At 64.0% G+C, this 22,262-nt stretch carries 23 protein-coding genes; 6 read left to right on the top strand and 17 right to left on the bottom strand.

Translation table 11 applies throughout. The features are described from left to right. Positions 1-298 precede the first annotated feature (298 nt). From NL528_RS10040 to NL528_RS10030, 3 genes are read right to left on the bottom strand one after another with little or no spacing between them, the layout of a single operon-like run. A complete protein-coding gene (locus NL528_RS10040) occupies positions 299-604 on the bottom strand; it encodes a transcriptional regulator (protein ID WP_309182539.1) in 306 nt (101 codons plus the stop codon). Positions 605-608: 4 nt separating this feature from the next. Then, a complete protein-coding gene (locus NL528_RS10035) occupies positions 609-1,160 on the bottom strand; it encodes a hypothetical protein (protein WP_309182537.1) in 552 nt (183 codons plus the stop codon). Positions 1,161-1,185: 25 nt separating this feature from the next. Beyond that, a complete protein-coding gene (locus tag NL528_RS10030) occupies positions 1,186-2,196 on the bottom strand; it encodes an alpha/beta fold hydrolase (protein ID WP_309182536.1) in 1,011 nt (336 codons plus the stop codon). 126 nt (positions 2,197-2,322) lie between these two features. On the opposite strand from NL528_RS10030, the gene xseA reads away from it, so the two are divergent. Further along, positions 2,323-3,945 (top strand): exodeoxyribonuclease VII large subunit, encoded by a 1,623-nt coding sequence (gene xseA / locus NL528_RS10025; protein WP_309182535.1) that lies wholly within the window; start codon positions 2,323-2,325, stop codon positions 3,943-3,945. Positions 3,946-4,003: 58 nt separating this feature from the next. On the opposite strand, the gene NL528_RS10020 is transcribed toward xseA, so the two are convergent. Beyond that, a complete protein-coding gene (locus NL528_RS10020) occupies positions 4,004-4,873 on the bottom strand; it encodes a dienelactone hydrolase family protein (RefSeq protein WP_309182534.1) in 870 nt (289 codons plus the stop codon). Between the two features lie 195 nt (positions 4,874-5,068). Between NL528_RS10020 and NL528_RS10015 the strand changes: the two genes are divergently transcribed. Then, complete coding sequence (locus NL528_RS10015; RefSeq protein WP_309182533.1) at positions 5,069-5,290, top strand: DUF2093 domain-containing protein; 222 nt, start codon at positions 5,069-5,071, stop codon at positions 5,288-5,290. A 161-nt stretch (positions 5,291-5,451) separates the two neighbouring features. Here the strand turns inward: NL528_RS10015 and lpxK are convergent, their stop codons facing one another. From lpxK to NL528_RS09985, 6 genes are all read right to left on the bottom strand, one after another. Further along, complete coding sequence (gene lpxK / locus NL528_RS10010; protein ID WP_309182532.1) at positions 5,452-6,474, bottom strand: tetraacyldisaccharide 4'-kinase; 1,023 nt, start codon at positions 6,472-6,474, stop codon at positions 5,452-5,454. Further along, complete coding sequence (locus tag NL528_RS10005) at positions 6,467-7,801, bottom strand: 3-deoxy-D-manno-octulosonic acid transferase (RefSeq protein ID WP_309182531.1); 1,335 nt, start codon at positions 7,799-7,801, stop codon at positions 6,467-6,469. The genes lpxK and NL528_RS10005 overlap by 8 nt, the downstream gene beginning before the upstream one ends. Further along, complete coding sequence (locus NL528_RS10000) at positions 7,764-8,477, bottom strand: lysophospholipid acyltransferase family protein (protein WP_309182530.1); 714 nt, start codon at positions 8,475-8,477, stop codon at positions 7,764-7,766. The genes NL528_RS10005 and NL528_RS10000 overlap by 38 nt, the downstream gene beginning before the upstream one ends. After that, complete coding sequence (locus NL528_RS09995; RefSeq protein WP_309182529.1) at positions 8,474-8,722, bottom strand: DUF4170 domain-containing protein; 249 nt, start codon at positions 8,720-8,722, stop codon at positions 8,474-8,476. The genes NL528_RS10000 and NL528_RS09995 overlap by 4 nt, the downstream gene beginning before the upstream one ends. Positions 8,723-8,800: 78 nt before the next feature. Beyond that, complete coding sequence (locus NL528_RS09990; RefSeq protein ID WP_309182528.1) at positions 8,801-9,610, bottom strand: 3'(2'),5'-bisphosphate nucleotidase CysQ; 810 nt, start codon at positions 9,608-9,610, stop codon at positions 8,801-8,803. Next, the gene (locus NL528_RS09985; protein ID WP_375143998.1) at positions 9,597-11,045 is read right to left on the bottom strand and encodes a TldD/PmbA family protein; all 1,449 of its coding nucleotides are present in this window, start codon (positions 11,043-11,045) and stop codon (positions 9,597-9,599) included. Before NL528_RS09985 ends, NL528_RS09990 begins: the two co-directional genes overlap by 14 nt. Positions 11,046-11,313: 268 nt before the next feature. Between NL528_RS09985 and NL528_RS09980 the strand changes: the two genes are divergently transcribed. After that, complete coding sequence (locus NL528_RS09980) at positions 11,314-11,838, top strand: DUF6101 family protein (RefSeq protein ID WP_074278950.1); 525 nt, start codon at positions 11,314-11,316, stop codon at positions 11,836-11,838. A gap of 163 nt (positions 11,839-12,001) precedes the next feature. Here NL528_RS09980 and NL528_RS09975 read toward each other — a convergent pair whose 3' ends face one another. The 7 genes from NL528_RS09975 to NL528_RS09945 form a co-directional block, all read right to left on the bottom strand. Further along, on the bottom strand, positions 12,002-12,559 hold the full coding sequence (locus NL528_RS09975) for a cytochrome P460 family protein (protein ID WP_309182526.1): 558 nt from the start codon (positions 12,557-12,559) through the stop codon (positions 12,002-12,004). Between the two features lie 134 nt (positions 12,560-12,693). Next, positions 12,694-14,205, bottom strand: coding sequence for a YncE family protein (locus tag NL528_RS09970; RefSeq protein ID WP_309182525.1), 1,512 nt, complete (start codon positions 14,203-14,205; stop codon positions 12,694-12,696). A 29-nt stretch (positions 14,206-14,234) separates the two neighbouring features. After that, positions 14,235-14,774: a DUF305 domain-containing protein gene (locus NL528_RS09965; protein ID WP_309182524.1), complete on the bottom strand. Its 540-nt coding sequence runs from the start codon at positions 14,772-14,774 to the stop codon at positions 14,235-14,237. A gap of 391 nt (positions 14,775-15,165) precedes the next feature. Continuing rightward, positions 15,166-16,371, bottom strand: a complete 1,206-nt coding sequence (locus NL528_RS09960) for a PHB depolymerase family esterase (protein ID WP_309182523.1) — start codon at positions 16,369-16,371, stop codon at positions 15,166-15,168. 5 nt (positions 16,372-16,376) lie between these two features. Next, positions 16,377-16,796: a CopG family transcriptional regulator gene (locus NL528_RS09955; RefSeq protein WP_309182522.1), complete on the bottom strand. Its 420-nt coding sequence runs from the start codon at positions 16,794-16,796 to the stop codon at positions 16,377-16,379. 251 nt (positions 16,797-17,047) lie between these two features. Then, positions 17,048-17,983, bottom strand: coding sequence for a 4-hydroxybenzoate octaprenyltransferase (gene ubiA, locus NL528_RS09950; protein WP_309182521.1), 936 nt, complete (start codon positions 17,981-17,983; stop codon positions 17,048-17,050). A 10-nt stretch (positions 17,984-17,993) separates the two neighbouring features. Then, positions 17,994-18,653, bottom strand: a complete 660-nt coding sequence (locus NL528_RS09945) for a hypothetical protein (RefSeq protein WP_309184845.1) — start codon at positions 18,651-18,653, stop codon at positions 17,994-17,996. Positions 18,654-19,143: 490 nt separating this feature from the next. Between NL528_RS09945 and NL528_RS09940 the strand changes: the two genes are divergently transcribed. The 3 genes from NL528_RS09940 (at position 19,144) to hisG (ending at position 22,205) form a co-directional block, all read left to right on the top strand. Further along, positions 19,144-19,893 (top strand): 16S rRNA (uracil(1498)-N(3))-methyltransferase, encoded by a 750-nt coding sequence (locus NL528_RS09940; protein WP_309182520.1) that lies wholly within the window; start codon positions 19,144-19,146, stop codon positions 19,891-19,893. Positions 19,894-20,067: 174 nt separating this feature from the next. Then, a complete protein-coding gene (locus NL528_RS09935) occupies positions 20,068-21,231 on the top strand; it encodes an ATP phosphoribosyltransferase regulatory subunit (RefSeq protein WP_309182519.1) in 1,164 nt (387 codons plus the stop codon). Beyond that, positions 21,228-22,205 carry an ATP phosphoribosyltransferase gene (gene hisG, locus NL528_RS09930; protein ID WP_309182518.1) on the top strand — a complete coding sequence of 326 codons (978 nt, stop codon included), beginning with the start codon at positions 21,228-21,230 and terminating at the stop codon, positions 22,203-22,205. Before NL528_RS09935 ends, hisG begins: the two co-directional genes overlap by 4 nt. The last annotated feature ends 57 nt before the right edge of the window (positions 22,206-22,262 follow it).

Below are 22,262 nucleotides of genomic sequence, written 5' to 3'. Positions count from 1 at the left end.
CCAGATGCGGGAGGTGGAGGTTCTAGCGCGTGATGATTTCGGGTTGAATCGGTGCCAGCGCTCGGGTCACCTCGCCCCGCTTGCGGGGAGAGGTCGAAGCCGAAGGCTTCGGGTGAGGGGGACTCTCCGCGCACTGAACTCGTTGAGAGTCCCCCTCACCCCGACCCTCTCCCCGCAAGCGGGGCGAGGGAGAAAGTTGACCATTCGCGTCAACCTGAACTCATCATGTTCTAGTCGGTCGCACAAAACTCCCTCCCCCTGCAAGGGGGAGCGTCACGCTTGTGCAGAGGAGTTTCGCTCAGGCCTTCCCGCCCGAAGCCGCGATGATCTCCTGCAGCGTCGCGACGTGGCGGGCGAAGGCGCCGCGGCCGGCGGCGGTGGCTGTCACCGTGGTCTGCGGCTTCTTGCCGACAAAGGCCTTCTCGACCGAGACATAGCCGGCCTTGGCCAGCGTCTCGATATGGGCGCCGAGATTACCGTCGGTGGCGCCGGTCAGCTTTTTCAGTTTTGAGAACTCAAGCCCCGTGGTCGCCGGCAGCACGTTGAGCGCCGCCATGATCCGCAGCCGCAGCGGTTGATGGATAATATCGTCGAGCTCGGCCATGGCGCTAGCTCCGACGCATCCAGAGGCCGCCCAACATCAGCCCACCGCCATCGACGAACGCCATCCACAAGTCGAACCAGTCGCCGACCAGGAAGTATCCGACCAGCGCCAGTGCGCTGATGCATAGACCGATCACGACAAAGGCTTGTCCGAACCAGAGCCCGGCGATGATGTAGAGCAGCATGAAATAGATCGGCCAGAACGTGCCCATCTGGCGCGGCGTGAAGTGGCCGAGCACGCTCGTGCAGAGGAAACCAAAGGCGAAGAATAACAGGAACGCGATCAGCATCCTGACATCGAAGGTCCGAATGCCGGTCTTGGGATATCCGATGGTGCTGATCGTAAACGAGCCCGCGACGCCCGCGACGTTCAGCGCGGCCCAGAAATAGCCGGCCTGACGCGGCAGCAAAAACGAGCCGAGATAGCCGGCAAATACCAGTGCCCCCCACATGATCAGCATCAGGCTGGCGAGATTGTAGATCCGCGATTGCCGGACGCGGCGCGTCATCTCGTTGATTTCGGCGAGCGCCTCGGAGGCCTCGCGGCTGTCGATCATGTTGCCCTCCCCCGCAACATCGCCGCTATGACCCCGCCATGGTGCGTGTGGCGACATCTTCGGCGATGAGGGATACCGCCTTCGGCGCGGCGACGATACCCATGTGGTTGATGCCGTCGAGCACCCTGACGTCGACCGCGACCTTCGCGCCGCGCACGGCTTCGGCGTATTTGTCCGTAAACATCAATTCGTCGTCGGCGCCGGAGATGATGGTGAGCGGTTTTGTCGCGGCGGCGAGATCGTGGCGGAAATTGCCCCGCACCGCAAAGTTGCGCATCAACCGGTCGGTATAGGTCGACACCAGCGTCTTCCCGGAGTTCGGCGGCACCGCAAGCGCCAGCACCGGCAGCGCCTCACAGCAGGTGATCCCGAGCTTGCGCAGCGCCAGCAGGCCGAGGATGCGCGGGATATCGGCGCTGGCCCAGCCGCCGGAACTCGGCCGGGTGGAGGGAGCATCGTAGCCGAGATAGGGCGCGAGCAGCACGAAGCGCTCGAACAGGTTCTGAATCGGCGAGCCCGCCACGCGCAGTGTAAAGGCGCCGCCGGCCGAATGGCCGATCAAGGTCAGCGGCGCTGACGGCACGGTCTTGCGCAACACCGCGACGAAGTCGGCGAGATCGTCCTCAAGCTGGCCGACATAGCCGATATCGCCGCGCGTGCCTGACGCGCCGTGGCCGCGCATATCGACCGCAAAGGATTCCACGCCATGCGCAGCCAGCGCCTGCGACAGCGCATGGATAGTGCCGCCGCTGGAGCCGGAGGAGCCATGAATCACAATCGCCACGCGGCCGGTCGGCGTGCCACCCGCCGCGTAATGCCGGAAGCCGAGCCAGCTGCCGTCGCGGCCCTGGAACCGTTCAATCGCTGGCAGGCTGGAAAGATCGACGGTGGCTCGCGCCCGCGAGATCGATTGCAGTTCCGGCACCGGCTGCAGTGGCGTTGCCAGCAAGGCCAGCACCACCAGCGCCAGCACGCCGACGCCGCACAAGGTCCATTTCAACAGGTTCAGTGTGCCTCGTATTAGCTTGATGGCCATACCTTCCTCCCTACTTACAGAGTACTCTGTACCACAGAGACAATAATACGACAAGGTCCGGATTGGCGGGGATAACCAAAAGTCCCTACCTTGCGCCAAAGCCCGGAAAGACCGAATCGATTGCCGATGCCGCCAGCGGAAAACCTGATCAACGCGCCTGAATTCACCGTCTCGGAACTCTCCTCCGCGCTGAAGCGGACGGTGGAGGACAATTTCGGCCATGTCCGGGTGCGCGGCGAAATCTCCGGTTTTCGCGGGCCGCACTCCTCCGGGCACTGCTATTTCGCGCTGAAGGACGAGAGCGCCAAGATCGAGGCGGTGATCTGGAAGGGCGTGCATGCCCGGATGCGGTTCAAGCCGCAGGAGGGGCTTGAGGTCATCGCGACCGGCAAGCTCACGACCTATCCGGGCTCGTCAAAATACCAGATCGTGATCGAGGCGATCGAGCCGGCCGGGATCGGCGCGCTGATGGCGCTGATGGAAGAGCGCAAGAAGAAGCTCGCCGCCGAGGGCCTGTTCGACGAGGCGCGCAAGCAATTGCTGCCGTGGCTGCCGGAAGTGATCGGCGTCGTCACCTCGCCGACCGGTGCGGTCATTCGCGACATCCTGCACCGGCTGGAAGACCGCTTTCCGCGCCGGGTGCTGGTGTGGCCGGTCAAGGTGCAGGGCGAAGGCTCGGCCGAACAGGTCGCGGCCGCGATCCGCGGCTTCAACGCGCTGCCGGCAGGCGGCAAAATCCCGCGGCCGGATTTGCTGATCGTCGCGCGCGGCGGCGGCTCGCTGGAAGATTTGTGGTCGTTCAACGAGGAGATCGTGGTCCGCGCCGCCGCCGACAGCATGATCCCGCTGATCTCGGCGGTCGGGCACGAGACCGACATCACGCTGATCGATTTTGCCGCCGACAAGCGCGCGCCGACACCGACCGCGGCCGCCGAAATGGCCGTCCCCGTGCGCAGCGAATTGTTCGTCGAGGTCGAGAGCCTGGCGCGGCGCACGATGATCTGCTGGCAGCGCGGCCAGGAGAGCCGCCGCAACGAACTGCGCGCCGCGGCGCGCGCGCTGCCGGGGCTAAGCGAGTTGCTGGCGATCCCGCGGCAGCGGCTGGATCATCTGGGCTCTGCGCTGCCGCGCGGATTGAAGGCGAACACCCATGCGCATCATCGCCGCTTCGCGCAGATCAGCGCGGGGCTCACGTTGCGCGTGCTGCACGGACAGGTCTCGCAGGCGAGGCAGCGCCTGACCGTCTCCGGCGAACGGATGAGGCTTTCCGCCCGCGCGCTATTGCGCAACCGCAGGGATCGCTTTGCCGGGCTGGAGATCAGGCTGAAGGCCTCGAAGCTCTCCAATGCGCAGGCGCAACGGACCAAAATCGCGCGGGAACGCGAGCGCACGCAACGGCTGGCCGAGCGCGCCCGCCGCGCGCTGGTGACTGCCATGCAGCGGCTCGAGGCGCGCGTCGCCCATAGCGGCCAATTGCTGTCGGCGCTGTCCTATCGCGGCGTGCTGGCGCGCGGTTTTGCATTGGTTCGCGACGAACAGGGTCGCGCCGTGCACGCCGCGGCTGCGGTCGGGCCGAGCGCGCATCTGTCGATCGAATTCGCCGACGGCCGCGTCGCGGCGACCGCGGATGCGGACCGGCCGGCGGCGACGTCGGCGCCGGCGAGCGAGCCGAAGGTGGTCGTGCAGGAAGCGAAGACGCTGGCGCCCAAGCGCGTTGCAAAACCGGTCGACCAGGGAAGTTTGTTTTAGGGGGGGGTGAACCTTCACCCTCCGCTGGAGGGACCCTGGAGGGGGAGGGTAAGGAGATCTACCGAGCCAGCCACTCCGCGACGCGCTTTTGCGAGTCGGCGCGCGCATCCGTGTCGGTGCCGACATGGCCGTGCTCCGGCACCGCGGCGTCGGCGTTGCCGCCGACCGCATGCAGCGGCAGATTGGCGCGGTCGAAATCATGGGCGGCGCCGGGATAGACTTCGATCCGCGTCAGCGCGGTGCGGCCGCGCGCACCGTCGACCATCTGGCGGCAGGCCGACGGCGAACTGATGTCGTCCTTGGCCCCGATCAGGAGCAGCGTCGGCACCCGCGCGCTCCAGCCGAGCCCGGAGGAACTGCGGCAGTCCGGATAGAATGCGATCGCCGACCGGAATTCCGGCGCGGTGCCACGCGACGACTGCGGCCGCACCGCCCACAATAACGCGCTGGCGCCATTGGCCCATCCGATCAGGCTGATGCGGTCATGCGCGGCCCAGGGCTGCTGCGCCAGCCATTGCCGCGCCGCCGTGATGTCGGCGACCCGCTCGCGGCGTGCGCGCACGTGCCGCTCGTTGACCCGGCATTGCGGGCCGAGCTCGCGCGAGCCGTAGCTGTCCGGCAGCAGCACCGCATGACCGGTCTTCAACAATTGTTCCGACCAGTCGCGGTAGCGCGGCAGCACCGGCTCGGAATGTCCGCCCAATCCGCCGCAGCCATGCAGCGCGATCACGGTGGGAAACGGCCCGTCGCCGTCCGGCTTGTAGAGCTGGGCGTGCAGGGTCAGATTGGCCGCGGGGATGTCGACCTGATGCGGCGCGGGCAATGCCGCCGCATCCGCGGCGAAAGCCAGCGCAAAGGTCGAGGCAACGGCCGAGACAATGGCCAGTATAAAATGCGTCAGGAATGCGGTTGCTGACCGAGGGCGCATCGGGTCTGGCCGGATCTTGATCGCGCTGGAAACGCAGCGAACCATGGGCGCAAGGCTATCATGCGAAAGGGGCACAAAATCATCACAAGTAGGTGGGTTTCGGGGGCGGACACTACGACCTATTTATGATAGATCGAATCTCGAAAATACACTTAAGGCCTCCCGAACGGGCCGGGCCTATCGGAGAATTAAACGGTGCTGAATAAATTCGGTCCCTCGGGCAGTGGCGAAGCGCAGGTGCAATATCTGGACGGCGATTTCCGCGTGATCTCGCCGGGAACCTATGTGCGCTGCGCGATCACCGACACGCGGATCCCGCTCGACGAACTGAAATACTGGAGCGTCGATTTGCAGGAAGCCTATGCTGTTCCCTCTGCCGTGCTGCAGCGGCATTTTCCCGGCGCGTTGAAGGCGTGATTTTTGTCGTCCCGGCCCAGTGCGCAATTGCGCACAAGGAGCCGGGACCCATAGTCACAGGTCGTCGTGGTTATGCCAAGCTGATGCGCCAGCTGTTCTCAGTTATTAACAGCGGTGGTTATGGGTCCCGGCTCAAGGCCGGGACGACGACTGTGAACGTATCAATCGCGAAATTTCCTGTCGCGCGCCTGAAACAGCCGCTCCGTCACGAACTTCCGCAACAGCGCCGCGTCGTCGAACTCCAGCGTCACCGCGAACGGCACGATCGCGCGCGCCCAGCCGGGCACTTCGCCATTTGTCTGCAGCCGCGCAAAATCCTTTTGCGTCGTCACCGGCGTCAGGGTGTCGCGTTTGGCCTCCGCGATCAGCGCCTCGATCTCGCCTTGCGAAAACGAATGGTGATCGGCGAAGGCGCGCTGCCTGACCGGTTCGATCCCGCTGGCGCGCAAGGTTGCGAAGAAGCGGGCGGGATCGCCGATGCCGGCAAAGGCCAGCACGCGCTTGCCGCGAAGCGACGCGACCGACGCGTCATCGGGTTTTAGACGCGCGCGCAGCACCGGCTTTCCGCGCGCCGTGAGTTCGGACGCCACCGCCTCGGCAGCGGCGCCCTGGCCGACAATGACCAGCGCATCGGTGCGCGCCAATTGCGGCCGCAGCGGCGCGCGCAAGGGGCCGGCCGGAAGCACGCGGCCGTTGCCGAGGCCGCGGTCGCTGTCGATCACGATCAGGGAGACGTCCTTGGCCACCGACGGGTTCTGGAACCCATCATCCATCAGGATCACGGAAGCGCCTTGCGCGCGCGCCAGCGGCACGCCGTCGGCACGCTCGCGCGAGACCACCACCGGCAGGGCGGCGGCCATCATCAGCGGCTCGTCGCCGACGTCGCTGGCCGCATGCCTGACGGGATCGACCCTGACCGGGCCGCGCAATTTGCCGCCATAGCCGCGGCTGAGCACGACCGGCGTCTCGCCGAGATCGCGCAGCAGTCCGGCCAGCGCCAGCACCGTCGGCGTCTTGCCGGCGCCGCCGACATGATAATTGCCGACGCAGAGCACGGGAATGCCGGCATCGAGACCATCGCGCTGCAGGCGTTTGGCGGCGATGGCGCCATAGAGCGCGCCGAGCGGCCTCAATAGATGCGATTTCCAGGAAGGCGGGCCGTGCCAGAAGCCCGGCTCACGCATTCGCGGCTCCCATTTCGAGCCGCAGCTGCAACAGATAGGGCTCGAGCGCCGCAAGCGTGCGTTCTAGCGCGCCGCCGAGCTGTTCGACCACGCGCTCGGAGGCCGCCAGCGATGCTTCGCGCGCCTTGGGATCGGCCAGCAGCTGGCCGAGCTGTTTCACCAGCGCCTCCTGGCTATCAGCCCGTCGCGCGCCGCCGGCCGCATCGAGCGCTTCGTAGACATCGGTGAAATTGAAGACATGCGGGCCATGAACGATCGCCGCGCCGAGCTTGACCGCCTCGATCGGATTTTGCCCGCCATGTTCGATCAGCGACCCGCCCATGAACACGATCGGCGCCAGCCGGTAGAACAGGCCCAGTTCGCCCATGGTATCGGCGACATAGATATCGGTCGCCGCCGTCGGCAATTGCTCGCGCGAACGCAAGCTTGCGTGCAGGCCCAAAGCCTCGATAGTGCGGGCGACGGCCTCGCCGCGATCGGCATGGCGCGGCACGATCACGGTCAACAATCCCGGAAAGAAGCCGGCCAGCGTCTTGTGCGTCTCCGCCAGAATCTCTTCCTCGCCGGGATGCGTGGATGCGGCGACCACGATCGGGCGGCCGCGTGTCATCGCCATCAGCCGCTCGAGCTTTGCCGGATCGGCCGGCGGAGCCGGAACATCCAGCTTCAGATTTCCGGTGGTCACGACGTTGCGGCTGCCCAGCGCCGAAAAGCGATCCGCATCGAGTTGCGACTGCGCCAGGCAGACATCGAACCGGCCGAGCAGCGCCGAAATCGTGTTCGAGACCCGGCGCCAGCGCGGAAACGAGCGCTGCGACATCCGCCCGTTGATCAAGACCATCGGCAGCCGCCGCGCCGCGCTCGCCAGGATCAGGTTCGGCCACAGGTCCGATTCGATGAACAGCGCCAGCGACGGGCGCCAGTGGTCGAGAAACCGCGCGACATAGCGCGGCGCGTCGTAGGGCACATATTGATGGATGACGTCGGGGGGAAACCGCTTGGCGACGATCGCCGCCGACGTCACCGTACCGGAGGTCAGGAGGATGCGGAGATTCAGCGCCCGCAGCTTCTCGATCAGGGCGGCTGCGGCCAGCACCTCGCCGACGCTGGCGCCGTGAATCCAGACCAGCGGTCCGTGCGGCCGGACGTCGTCGCTCATGCCGCGCCGTTCGCCGACCCGCGCCGGATCTTCCTTGCCGAGCTTGAGCCGCCGCTTGATCAGCGCAGGCGCCAGCGGCACCACCGCGAACGACAGTTTCCGGTAGACGCGCAACGTCATCGGTAGCGAATTAGCCAAGCGCTGCCTCCGGACGCCCGACGGCTGCATAGGCGCGGCGGGTCGCTTCGTTCAGGTAAGTTTCCACCTGCAGCCGCAGTTTTTCCATGGTCTCGGCGTCGGCGTCAGGCGGCACGTATACGGCATCAATACCTACCACTGCGCCGCGCCCGAATGGCAAATTGATGGTAGACGAGTCCCAGTTTTTCAGCCGGAGGAACCGGCTGGTGACCATCGCAAACGGCAGGATCGGCCGTCCGGACTCCCGCGCCAGCATGATCAGGCCGAGGCCCACGACCCGCGCGCGCTTCGGCACGTCGGCGGTGGTCGCTACATTCCAGCCCTCCTCCAGCGCCAGCACCATCTCCCTGAAGGCGCCGACGCCACCCTTGCGGTGAAAGGCCCCGCCATGATCGCCGGAGCCCCGGATCGTGCGAATGCCGAGCCGTTCCGCGGCGATCGCGTTGAATTCGCCGTCGCGATGCCGCGAGATCAGCACCTTTGCCCGGTAGGACTCCTTGGTCTTGATAAACGGCGTCATGAAGTGTTGGCCATGCCAGAACGCGAGGATCGCCGGCATGAGCGGCTCGACCTGCTCATAGACATCGACCGGGTCGTAGCTGAACCGGTTGGTCAGCCAGACCAGCCGCAGATATTCGGCCGCGAGGAAACCCAGCGCGCGCTGAACCCAGCTGCTGCGCAGCAAATCGCGAACTAATCTTTTCAACGGGAGGGCTTTGCTTCTTGACCCGGATCCAGCAACCGGTGGAGGTGGACCACGAAATAGCGCATGTGGGCATTGTCCACGGTCTGCTGCGCCTTCGCCTTCCAGGCCGCATGAGCCGAAGCGTAATTGGGGTAGACGCCGACGATTTCGACCTGATCGAGATCCTTGAACGTCGTGTGTTCGAGATCGGTCAACTCGCCGCCGATGACGAGGTGAAGCAATTGCGGCTGGGCACTATCTGGCATGATGGTCTTTCCTAAACGAGATGCCCGGCAAGCAGCACTGGTCGTGAGTAAAGGATTTCAGGCGCGTGTCGGACGTGTTCAGGGCAACGGACGGTTTCGAAAATGCTCGACAATGCGTGCATGACGATCGTGTCCCGCTGCCACCAGCACCCCGTGCGCCACCTCCCGGCGATTGTACTCGATCGTGTCCCCCGAGAGCGCCGTCATCCTACCATTCGCTTCCTGCACGATCAAATTGGCCGCCGCAAGGTCCCAGTCGCGGCTCTGGCCGCCCGCAAAAGCGGCATCGAGGCTGCCCTGCGCGACCCGGCACAGCCGCAGCGCCAATGAACCGATTCGCGGAAACAGCGTGATTTCTTCCGCAGACGGGCTCAGCCGCTGCACCAGCGGTTTGGGGCCGGCCATGCGGGAAAAATCCAGCTCGGTGCCGGCGGTCGCCGACACCGCAACGTCGTTGAGCGTCGCGCCCTGCCCGCGCGCGGCAAAGAAAAACTCTTCGCCGACCGGCGCGAACACCGCCGCCAGCACCGGTGTTGCGCCCGCCACCAGCGCCACGCTGACGCACCAGTCTTCGCGGCCCGCGAGATAGCCGCGGGTGCCGTCGATGGGATCGACGATCCAGACCAGCGGCTTGCCGAGACGCTGCTCGTCGTCGACGCTTTCTTCCGACAGCCAGCCATAGTCCGGCGTCGCCGCGCGCAGCCTGCGTTCAAGCAGATCGTTGACGGCGATATCGGCCTCGGAGACCGGCGACGAGACGCCCTTGGTCCAGTTCTTCAACTCGGTGCGAAACAGCGACAGCGCCAGCGCGCCCGCCTCCCGCACGGTGTCGGTCAGCAGGGCGGCATCGCGTGCGCTGGTGTTGTCGATCGTGTCAGCGTCCGCCAAGCGTCAAACCCTCGATGCGCAGCGTCGGCGCATTGACGCCGTAGCGGAATTCCAGATCGTTGGCCGGGACCAGCGATTTGAACATCGGCAGCAGATGGCCCGCGATCGTCACTTCGCTGACGGGATAGGTGATCTCGCCGTTCTCGATCCAGAAGCCGGACGCGCCGCGGCTGTAGTCGCCGGTGACGCCATTGACGCCCGAGCCGATCAGATCGGTGACGTAAAATCCCTGTTTAATATCGGAGATCAGCTGTTTCGGCGTCAGCTCGCCCGCTTCGAGATGCAGATTATAGGAAGACGGCGACGGCGACGACGATACGCCGCGATGGGCGTGCCCGGTCGTGACCATGCCGAGCTCGCGGGCGGTTGCGGAATCCAGGAGCCAGGTGGTCAGCACGCCGTCATCGATGATCGCGAGCTTCTTGACCTTGACGCCCTCGACGTCGAAGGTCTGCGAACGCAGGCCGCGCACCCGCAGGGGATCGTCGATGATGCGGATGTTGCCGGCAAACAACTGCTCGCCCAGCCGGTCTTTCAGGAAACTGGTCTTGCGCGCGATCGATGCGCCGTTGACCGCGCCGACGAGATGGCCGACCAGCGATCCCGCGACCCTCGGATCGAACACCACGGGCACCTTGCAGGTCTCGACCTTGCGCGGATTGGACCTTGCAACCGTGCGTTCGCCCGCCCTGCGGCCGACGCTTTCAGGCGAGGCGAGATCGGAGGCATGCGGCGCCGACGTGAAATCGTAGTCGCGCTCCATGCCGGTGCCGTCGCCGGAAATCGCGGTCATCGAGATGCCCTGGCTCGAGCGCAGATAAGAGCCGTGGAAACCGGTGGAGGTCACCAGCACCATGCCACCGATACCGCTCGAGGCGGACGCGCCGCCGGATTTGCTGACGCCCTTGACCGCGAGGCCTGCGGCTTCCGCCTCCATGGCGCGGCGCTCGAGTTCCGACGTCGACGGGACCTTGCGGTCGAGCAAATCGAGATCGGGAAATTCGCGCGCCAACAGCGACGGATCGGCGAGGCCGACATATTTGTCGTCGGGCGCAACGCGCGCCATCGCCACCGCGCGCTCGGCGAGCTTGGCGACGCCATCGCCGCTGATGTCGTTGGTCGAAACCACCGCCTGGCGCTTGCCGACCAGCACGCGCAATCCGACATCGTCGCCTTCGGAACGCTCGGACTCCTCGACGCGCCCGTCGCGCACTTCGACGCCCTGCGACACGCCGCGCACCGCCACCGCGTCGGCGGCGTCAGCGCCCGCGCGCCTGGCGGCCTCGACGAGGCGCTGCGCCAGCGTCGAGAGCGCGGATTGGTCGAACAGGTCGGAGGTCGCGTCTTTCGACGAACGCGGCGAAGCCTTGGATGGTGAAGCCTTGGATGGTGAAGCCTTGGATGGTGAAGAGTTCACAAACAAAATCCCTGACATTGAAGCGGGCGGGAACGCAGATCAGCAGGCCCACCAGATGTGCCTGATTCACAGGGATTTCAAGCATTTTGCGGCCGGAAAAGCCAAACAATTTCGATAATCAAGCAAGGTCTCGTCAATCATGTGAGCCAAGGTCTTGTCAATCATGCGAGCGGATGAAGGGCAGGTCACGGCGGGTTAACCAGTCTTTTTAAGGCGAAACGGAAACAGCTCCGCTAAGGTCTCAGCTATCGACCGGGAACATAATCCTGGCGGGGAGACTAAAGCCGTGAGGCGTCAAACATCAACAAGCGGGATCAATCCCGCCGGGTCGAGCCGTGTCATGCGGCTCGACCCTCTTTCTCTTCCGCTCAGCTTCCATGCGCAGGATACCCGCGCAGACGGCGGCGTGCGGAGAATCGAACTTCACCGCGAACGCGTCGTGCTGCACCGTGCCGTCCAGGGCATGCAGATGGCCGTCAACGTTCGCGTCAGCGACTTTCTCGGTGTTGCCTTGCGCGGCCTCGACGACGCGCAGATGCTGGTGCTGGTCCATCGCGACCCGTCATTGAACATCCCACTCGGCGTGAGCTCCGACCGCGAGGAGATTACTTCCGCCTGGCAGATGTGGAGCGACATCTTCCAGCTGCCGCAATTGCCGGAAGACCAGCCGAGCGAACCGGCGGTCCGGCGCCGGCGTCACAACGCGATCCGCGCGCGGCGTCCGAAATTTCTGGTGCGGCGCCGCGGCGGCGACCTGCTCAACCCTGCGAATATCCATCAGGGCGAGCGCGAGATCATCGCGCGGGATTAGGGCGGGTAAATCAGGCTTCTGCAAGCGCGGCTCGCTGATTTCCGATTCGCACCGAAAGCGACCGAATTATTGCATCGCCGCGAAATGACGCGATGTGCCATGTGCGGACATCAACCACTGTTCGGCGCAGTCGTCACGACCGTCCGTCAACACTATCCGATACTCACCTCTTTCCATACTCCGTGAATACGTAGTCGCGGTTCTGCACCACCGTGTGGCACGCGAACCCGCACTTCGCGTCGTTTTCCTGGGGCGGATTGTCCGCCACGGTGGCGGGCTTAAACGTATCGGACGCCGCGTCATAGTCGAACGCACCCCATCCCCATCCGCCGCTGTCCGCGAACCTCTTGCTGTCCTTCACCATGAAATCAACGTCATGCTGGGTACCTGGCACCGTTGGCTGACCGGGGTACGCCTCTTGTTTTTTCGGGTTCCAATGAATTTTCGCCATCTTTGCGCCGTCTGGGAAAGGCTTGCCAATGTCGGGCACGCCCTGCCTATAGGCGTCGATCATCACCGGATTGCCAACGATCGCAGCAATTACGCCTTCGTTCTCACTGATCGCGATCACCGGCCAGTCCTCGTATCCCCTGAACTCAGAGAACGCGAGCCCATTCGGCACTTGCACAGTGTATTTGTCCTGCGCGGAAATCGCGACACCGGCCGCCAAGACGGCGATCGACACTGAAATAACCAGACTGATCGGCGTGCTTTTCTTCATTGTCGCATCTCCCTCATTCGGTTTAGCGGCGGATAACCCTTTGCTGGAAATCGCCTCGTCGCATCGCCTTCTCCGAGGCTCGGGACTGCGCCGAACTGCAGCAAATCATGTCATCGTGCAGCGTCAGAATCCCTTCATTCCGTTTGGACTTGAACGGCAGCACCGTGGTTATCGGGAGTGCCGGGAAGGATCACCAGGTAGCGACGCGGGATCTTGTCCTCGCCACGCACTAACTGGCGGATTGGTCCGATTGCATTAACAACGGCTGCGCCCGCGGGGTTGGTCATGAATCCTTGCAGTGGTTCGAGAACGCCGGTCCCCGACGGCTCACTCGCCAGCGCAAGCAGATATGGCTTTCCTGGCTCGAGCCCGGTGACCGCGGCCTCTAATACTTGCACCAAGCCCTGATCCGACAGCGAAACGCTGGTGGGCGCTTTCTCCTCTTTGTTTGCTCCCGGCAGCGCGAGCCACAGCTGCGCCGATTGGCCAGCCACGCCGAGTGGCTGCAGGTTGTTGGTTCCGAGACCTTCGGGGATGACCATCATTCTGGTCATTGCCGCGTTGAGGGTGCCGCTCACCGCAGGCACGGCATCGGGCACGTATACGAGGGCTTGCGGAGCTTGGCCGATCGGACTAGTCGCGATCACTTCGTTCTTTAGTGTATCAATTGCGGCTACCTTATCCTCGTTCTCGAGGCCGACATAGACTCGCGTGCCGTCCCCGGATGGCCAGATACCGTGCGGTAACTTACCCACCGGAATGGTCGCGACCTGCTCAAAATTGTCAGTGCGGAACACCTTAATTTCGTTGAGTCCGCCGATAGTGACATAGGCGAACATGCCGTTGGCATTGCGCACGATATTGACGTGGTTGGTGATCGGACCGGTGTCGAGGGTCTTCAAGAGCGCGAATGGCGGTTGCCCATCGAACACTTGGGTCTTGCCGGTGTCTTTCAGGGTAAACCAGACCTGCTTGCTGTCCGGCGTTGCGGCGATGTTGGGACAGAACGGGCTGGCTTGCGGAACCCTGCCGACGATTTTGTGATCGGCAACGGTGATGACTTCGGTCTCTGGTGTAAAGGATGAGCAGACATAGCCGTATTTGCCGTCGGGGGAGAAGATCGTCATGCCCGGACCGTTGGGAACGGTAATCCGTGTCTTCTCCTCGTAAGTTGTGCCGTCCAGTACGGAGACGTAGTTCTCGCCGCGGACGACGACCCAAACCTCACTGCCATCCATGGTAAAGAACGGTTCGTGCGGAGAGCGCCCAACATAAGTTATGTGCTTTACACTATTGGTCGCGGTATCGATGAAGATCACCGCATTCGAGCCGATGGCGACAACGGCAATGGTGCGATGATCGGGCGAAAACCCCATGCCGTGCACCAACAGCTGGCCCTTATAGAGCGGACTGAGATTGGCCGGCAGCGGATCGCCGAGACGGATGGTGCCAACGAGCTTGTTGTCGACGGGATCGGTGACGGAGACGGTGTTCGAGTACTGTTCAGCGGAGTAGACGCGATCTTGATGGCTGATGGGAATGTCGGGATCGGAAGCGGCGGACGGCGCCTGACCGGCGACGGCGTAGCGGGCACCGATAAGAGCTGTCGTGAGCAACAGAACGACCACAATTGAGCTGCGTCCCATATCACTGCTCCTTTACCAGATGTTGTGCATTACTCGATTTTCGAATCGCTCATTGCCGCGGGCGGGATTTGATCAGGCGACGGTACCGACGGCGGCAGTGCTTGGCCCAGCGACAACCGCATCGCAGTGATCTCTTGCAGCTGGGTGACGATGATTTCCTGAGCCATGCGCCGGAGTGGCTCATTGCGTCCGTAACGGAGTTCGGCCTGCGCCATCTCAATCGCACCCTGATGGTGGGGCACCATCATCGCCACAAAGTCGGTATCGACATCGCCCGACGGCCTGATACCCATGTCGATCATCATCTTTGTCATCGCGCTGACATTCTCGGCGAGGTACGGAGCCTCCGCGGCAGGCGCGGAACCAAAAGGCTTCGCGCAGATTGCTGAGATGTAGTCTGCAAGCGATTGCGGGTTGTTCGAATAGACAGTCAGATATGCTGCCGCGGCAACAGCGCCGACCGCGATCGCCGCGAGGTGTGAGCCTACTGACAAGCGAAGGGTTGGCGACACAGCGGTGCCTCCGGCCAGCCGCGACCGCGACAACGTCTTGTGCGGCCCGCGGAACATTACGCGGGTAGGGTCGTTCAACGCGTCACGGTTTCGAATGGTTCCATACGTCCGCGAATGGTGGCCTTTCTCGCGTGCTGCAGCGGCTTCTCCCGCGCTGCTGGTAGGCGGCCGTTGACGGTCGATGAGGCTGCTTACGTTGATCTAAATCAAAAACAGGACGGCAGCGTAGCAAGTTCCCGACGTCTCTTATGGGTCATTCGCGACCGGGGTCGAGCCAGCGGCAAATCCGGACAACAATTATCAGGGCGAGCGCGAGATCATCGCGCGAGATTGAGGCGAGCAAATCAGGTTTCTGCAAGCGCGGCTTGCGGATGTCCGATTCGCACCGAAAGCGACCGAATAATTGCGCCGCCGTGAAATGACGCGATGTGCCACGAACGGACGAACTCTAACCTGCCTGCTGTGGGAGCGAATGATCGAGGAAGAAACGCAGCATTTCCCTCGTGGCGTCCGGTCCTCGCGGATCAGTGTAAGAGCCAGCAGGGCTGCCTCCCGACCACGCGTGTCCAGCTCCATGGATGTTCCAGTGCTCAAAAATTCCGCGTCCGCTCGCATCGGTATGGATCGTGCGGGTAAAGGCGTGTCCTCCGGGTACCCGCCCGCGATGCACCTTCTTTTGCGTGTTCGTTGTTCTCATAGACTGCTCAAGAATATGATCGCCGTTGTTTGGATGCACTGTGATGTCGCGATCACCGTGAAAAACAATGGTCGGGACAGGTGGCCCGTCACCTAGAATTACCCTGTCATCGGACCCGCCACCTTGTCGCATGGCGACAAACGCAGAGGGAAGGTCAATGGCGGCCCCACAGGCGAGGCCAGAATGTACGCCGATTGCCGCGTACAGATCGTTGTACGTTGCTCCCATGATAGCAGCAGCGGCCGCTCCGGCCGACAGTCCACCAACGTAGACGCGTTTTGGGTCAACCGAATAGTCGCGCATGATTCGGCGAGTGATGCCCGCGATAAGCGAAGGTTCACCTCTGCCCCGCTGCTGGTCGGCTGTGCGAAACCAGTTCCAGCATTTCGCCTGGTTTGCCTCGCTGCGCTGTGCAGGATAGACCACAAAGCAAGTTTGTTCTTCTGCGATAAAATTCATCCTCGTACCGGCGGCGAAATCATCTGGCGACTGGGTGCAGCCGTGTAGCATGACGACCAAAGGAAGCGGTTCCCCCTGATAACGGCTGGGGATGAAGAGCCTGTAGGCACGGCTTCCCGCAGGATTGCTGTAGGTACCGTCGATGAACCTTGCGCCCTCCGGCACGATGTCCCGCGTGGACAGCGGGGCGCGCTTAATCACACTTCGCATTCCGAGCCCGGAGCGCTCCTTTGTGCGATCGAGCAACGCGCCGAGCATGCGCGGTTGAGCGGTTGTGACCCGCGCTAAGTGCGCACTATCTGTCTCCTCAATAGTATTGGCCTTCGCGTCAATGATTGGCGGCTCGCGTCCTGTAAGAGCGATGCCACCGGTGGTGCGCGATGTCGCCTCTGGTGCGCTCTCACCGCGAAGCATGCGCTGAAGGAGTGCGGTGGCCTCGACGAGTTGGCCCGCGCGCGTGAGGCGTGTGGCTTCGCGAACTATGTCCTGTTTTAGCATCGCCTTCACCGCGTCCTGTCGGCGAGAGCGGCCTTGACCGCCGGACTGGCATGCAAAGCTCCCAGCACGGAGATTGAGGCAATCGTCGCTCGAGCAAGCTCGGGTGTGACGTCTTGGGCGATAGTGGCAAGGCCTAGAACATTGATGTGCAGCTTCTCGCCGGCTCGCCGCGCCGCTTCGAGATCCTCGCGGCTGTAGTTCCGCAGACCGAGGTCCAGACTTTTTCGTGCCGTGGACTGCTTGACCACGTCTGCGTGGCGTTCGAGCTGGTTGCGGATTGCGGTCCGAATGAAGTCGGTACGGTTCGAGTAGAACCCTTCCTGCACCATTAAATCGACGTGACCAAGATCGACATAACCAAGATTGATCGTGATTTTCTCGGTGTCAGCGGGCTTTGGTCGGAGTTCGTGGACATTGTCAGCCATGATTGTTACCATCCATTCACCATCTACATGGATGGTATATGGATGTCTGCGAGCGCCTGTCAAGTGCGTACCCGCGTCAGAAGCGATCCAGCCAATGACCGTTTTGGGTTATTCGCGACCGGGTCGAGCCAGCAGCAAATCCGGTCATGTCCGCTGTGTCGCTGAAAGCGGACGTAAGGCCAGAGCTGCCGCGTGCCCCCAGTATGTGAGTGAACCTTCTGGTTAGATGGTGGACGGGGCGTATGAACGCTTTACACGCTCGCCCGCATCACCGCATCCACCAGCAATCCCGCAAACAGCAGCAGCCCCGCGTCGCGGTTGGATTTGAAGATCCGCAGGCATAGCGCGGGATCGCTGATCTCCAATCGCCTGATCTGCCAGACCAGATGCGCCGCGAACGCGGCAAGCCCGATCCATGCCGGCCATCGCGCCCCCGCCAGCACCAGCGCAATGCCGATCAGCGCGACCGCGAGCGTGTAGAACACTGCCAGCGCCCGATGGGTGCGCGCGCCGAACAGGCGCGCGGTGGATTTGATGCCGATCAGCGCGTCGTCCTCGGCGTCCTGATGCGCGTAGATGGTGTCGTAGCCGATCACCCAGGCGATCGAGCCGGCATAGAGCGCGAGCGCGGTCAGGTCGATCCGTCCGAGGATGACGGCAAATCCCATCAGCGCGCCCCAGGAGAAGGCCAGCCCAAGCACGACCTGCGGCCACCAGGTGATGCGCTTCATGAAGGGATAGACCGCGACGATGATCAGCGAGGCGATGCCGGTCATGACCGCGAAGCGGTTGAATTGCAGCAGCACGAGCAGCCCGATCAGCGCCTGCAGCACCAGGAAGGCGAGCGCCTGCGGCACGCTCACCTGGCCAGCCGGTATCGGCCGCGACCGCGTCCGCTCGACTTTTGCATCGAGATCGCGATCGGTGATGTCGTTCCAGGTGCACCCCGCCCCGCGCATCACAAAGGCGCCGATGAAGAACAGCACGACGACGAGGGGCAGTTGGCCGATTGCGCGCGAGACGTCGGCAGCCAGCGCCGCCGACCACCAGCATGGCATCAACAGCAGCCACGATCCGATCGGCCGGTCGAAACGCGAGAGCCGCAAATAGGGCCGCGACCACGACGGCGCGCGGGTGTCGACCCAGTTGCCGGTCGCATCGGCGACGCGGGCGGTGGCGTCGCTCATCTTGGACAGGTCATCGCGTGAGAACGTTGCCGTTCAGCGTATCGAACGTGCTGCCGCCCTTTTGCGTCGGCGTCGCTTCCGGAGCCGACGCCGAGGAGCCGAGCACTTCGCTCAGGCTCGGCGCGGCCGGCCCACGCGTCTGCGCCTGCTGCGCCACCGCGCAGACCTTCTTCAGCATTCCTTCGGTGTTCTTGTGGCCGGCCTTGAGCTGATCGCCGATCTGCGGCGGAATTCCGCATTTGGCCGAGTTGGCTTCGATGTATTTGATCATCTTGATTTCGGACTGGCCGAAATTTCCGATCAGCTTGCAGGCCTCATCCGGTGGCGCATGCCGCTCGCTCGCGGCCTTGATCAGCTTGCCGCGCTTCTCCGCCTCTTCGCGCAGGGGAATGAACCCTTTCATGCAAGCGTCCGCCGCACCGCCGGATGGCGGCGCCGGTCCGCGCTCGAACGCCGAGCCGGAGATCGGCGCGGCTCCGCCGGAGGGAAATGCGGACGGCGTAGCGCCGATGGAGGCCGATGGCGCTGCGCCGTTAACCGGCGGAAATGCGGGATCGTTGGGCTGGACGGATTGATTGGGCAGCGGCGCCGGGAACGCGCCCTGCGCGAAGGCCTGACCAGCATGGATGGTCACGGCTAAGGTCAGCGGCACAATCAGGCGACGGATGATCACGGGTGTTTCTCCGGCAAGGTCCAGCGGGCCCCAACGTCTTTCGATCGAAGCACGACTTGCGATAAAGCATTTTACGATTGCTGGGGCCCCTTAACAACCCGTCGAATTGGGCAACAGCGCGGCGCAGGGCCGCGCTGCGGTCAAAAATCGCCTCTGGATTCTAACGCTTTAGGCTAAAAGCGGCGCCGATCGGGCCATTAGCGCCGCCTGAACTCGACTTTCGGGCCCCGGCCTGTTGGTCGACGCCGAAGGCGGCCGAATCGGGCGCGCTGTCATTGCCGCCGCGGGCGAATCGTCCTGACCGGGCAGCGGAGCGGCAAATGCGCCCCGCGCGAAAACCTGACCCGCTTGAAGGGCGACAGCGGCAGGGGTCAGAGGCACAATCAAGTGGCGGATCATCAAAGCCCCAGCGGTCTTGCGGATCGAAGCAGGATTTCCGAATAACGGCGTTTTACACCTAGAAGGCGGCACGGATTGGACCTCGCAAATGCCTGAACTCGACTTTCGCGCCCCCCGTTTGTTCGTCGATGCCCCCTTGAGCCCGGGGCAATCGGTCACGCTCGAGCGGAACCAGAGCAACTATCTGGGCAACGTGCTGCGGCTTTCCGCCGGCGAATCGATCCTGGTTTTCAACGGACGCGACGGCGAGTGGCAGGCCGAGATTGCGGGCCGCAAACGGCCGGACAGCCTGACGATCACAGCCCAAACCCGGCCGCAGGATCGCCTGCCCGACATCGCCTATGTGTTCGCGCCGCTGAAACATGCGCGGCTCGACTACATGGTGCAGAAGGCGGTCGAAATGGGTGCGTCGTCGCTGCAGCCGGTTTTGACGCGATTCACCCAGGTCTCACGGGTCAATGGCGAGCGGATGCGCGCCAATGTCATCGAAGCCGCCGAGCAATGCGGCATCCTGAGCCTGGCCGAGGTCGCCGAGCCCGTGCCCTTCGATCGCTTCCTGAGCCAGCGCGAGAGCACGCGGCTGCTGGTGTTTTGCGACGAGGCCGCCGAGGTCGAAAATCCGTTGCAGGCGCTGCAGGGAGCCGCGGCCGCGGCCGGGATCGACGTCCTGATCGGCCCCGAGGGCGGATTTGCCGAGGAGGAGCGCGCGCTGTTGTTGCGGCAGCCGCAAACCTTGAGGCTTGCGCTGGGACCACGGATCCTGCGGGCCGACACCGCCGGCGTCGCGGCGCTGGCACTGGTACAGGCGGCGCGTGGCGACTGGGGCGGATCGGGCTAGCCAAATCCGGCTAAAATCGTTAACGCACCCGGTCATTAAGCCACTGGCATTAGGCCACTTGGCCAATCGCTGTCGAAACCCCGCTTTGGCCGTGCTAAGGGCTGCGCCAGCCGAGCCCTTGGAACCACCGCAACCCCTCTGGAACCCGATTTTCGGGACTACTTGGACGTCGAAATGACCGTGACCGCCGCCGTCAGTGGTGCCACCGGGTCCGCCGCATGGGCGGACGCACTGCTGTTGTCTTTTGCGCAGGCCGGTTACATCCGGGCCGAGCCCGCCATCCTGCAGCCGGCCGAGCCGTTCCTCGATCTCTCCGGCGAGGACATCCGCAAGAGCCTTTATCTGACGACCGACCCCAGCGGCGAGGAGCTGTGCCTTCGTCCCGATCTCACCATTCCGGTGGCGCGGGACTATCTGGCCTCCGGCCAGGCCGGGCAGCCCCAGGGTTTCAGCTATCTCGGCGCAGTGTTCCGCTATCGCGGCGGCCAGCCGAGCGAGTTCTTGCAGGCCGGCATCGAATCCTTCGGCCGGCAGGATCGCGCCGCGGCGGATGCGGAAATGCTGGCGCTGGCGCTGGAGGCGACCACCGCCTTTGGGTTGAAGGATGTCGAAATCCGCACCGGCGACGTCGCGCTGTTCAACGCACTGATCGACGCGCTCGGGCTCTATCCGGTCTGGCGGCGGCGGCTGATCAAGGATTTCAACCGCAAGGTCAGTCTCGCCGAGGATATCGAGCGGCTGACGCTGGCGACCGCACCCGGCCGCAACGAATATGAGGGCGTGCTGGCGGCCCTTGCCGGCTCCGACCGCAAGGCGGCGCTGGCGCTGGTCACCGACCTGATGTCGATCGCCGGCACCACCAATGTCGGCGGCCGCACGGTTGCCGAAATCGCCGACCGCTTCCTCGAACAATCGACCTTGAAGGGCGGCGCGCTGCCGCGCGATGCGCTCGGGATCATCAAGCGCTTCCTTGCAATCGCAGGCGATCCCGATGACTCGATCGCACAATTGCGGGCGCTGGCCGAGGACGCCAAGCTCGATATCACTGCTGCGATCGATCAGTTCGAAAGCCGCGTCGGCTTCATGGCCGCGCGCGGCATCGACACCGGCCTGACGCGTTTTTCCACCTCGTTCGGGCGCGGCCTCGATTATTACACCGGCTTCGAGTTCGAGTTGCACGCCAGGGGCAATGGCCTCGAGCCGCTGGTGGCGGGCGGCCGTTATGATGGATTGATGACCCAGCTCGGCGCCGCCTCCCCGATCCCCGCGGTCGGATTCTCGGTCTGGGTCGAAACCTTGACGCAGCTGGGCATGCCCGCGCGCGGGGAGCAGTCATGAGCGCGCCCTTTGTCCTCGCGGTTCCCTCCAAAGGCCGCCTGCAGGAAAACGCCGAGGCGTTCTTTACGCACGCCGGGCTGTCGCTGGCAAAACCGCGCGGCGCGCGCGACTATCGCGGCACCATCGCGGGCCTCGACCATGTCGAGATCGCCTATCTCTCGGCGAGCGAGATCGCTTCCCAGCTTTCGCGCGGCATGGTGCATCTCGGCGTCACCGGCGAGGATCTGGTGCGCGAAAGCATCGCCGATGCCGACGAGCGCGTTCTGCTGATCGACACCCTGGGCTTCGGCAGCGCCAATGTCGTGGTCGCGGTACCGCAGGCCTGGATCGACGTCCGCACCATGGCCGATCTCGACGACGTCACCACCGGCTTCCGCGCCCAGCATAACCGGCGGATGCGGGTGGCGACCAAATACATCAACCTGACCCGGAGCTTCTTTGCCGCCCACGGCGTGGTCGACTACCGCATCGTCGAGAGCGCCGGCGCCACCGAAGGCGCGCCCGCGGTCGGCACCGCCGAGATGATCGTCGACATCACCACGACCGGGGCGACGCTCGCCGCCAATGGTCTCAAGGTGCTCGACGACGGCGTCATCCTGCGCAGCCAGGCCAACCTCGTGGCCTCAAAGGACGCCGACTGGTCGAGCGAAGCGCGCGAAACCGCGCGCGTCATCCTCGATCACATCGCCGCCCGCGCCCGCGCCAGCAAGTACCGCGAGGTCCGCACCCGTTTTGCCGGCTGCAACGACGCGCTGCTAACCGAAGCGCATAATCGTTTCGGCGTGGTCGCGCCGTTCGGCGGACCGACCTCTTCCGGAATGCTGACGCTGCACTGCCCGCCGATGCACATTTACGCGCTCGGCAGCTTCCTTCGCCAGCATGGCGCCGACACGGTTTCGGTGGCTTCGCTCGACTATGTGCTCGACCGCGAAAACCCGCTGTTCGCAAAACTCGAGGCGTTCCTGCGGCCGTGAGGCGTTTTCGTTCATGGTTGCGACAGCAAGCGGCGAGTAGCATATGCTGCCATGGGA

The organism is Bradyrhizobium sp. Ash2021 (genome assembly GCF_031202265.1).
In the GTDB taxonomy this organism is placed as follows: Bacteria; Pseudomonadota; Alphaproteobacteria; order Rhizobiales; family Xanthobacteraceae; genus Bradyrhizobium.
Note: the sequence above shows the minus strand (reverse complement) of the source record. Positions and strands in the feature narration are given on the sequence as shown.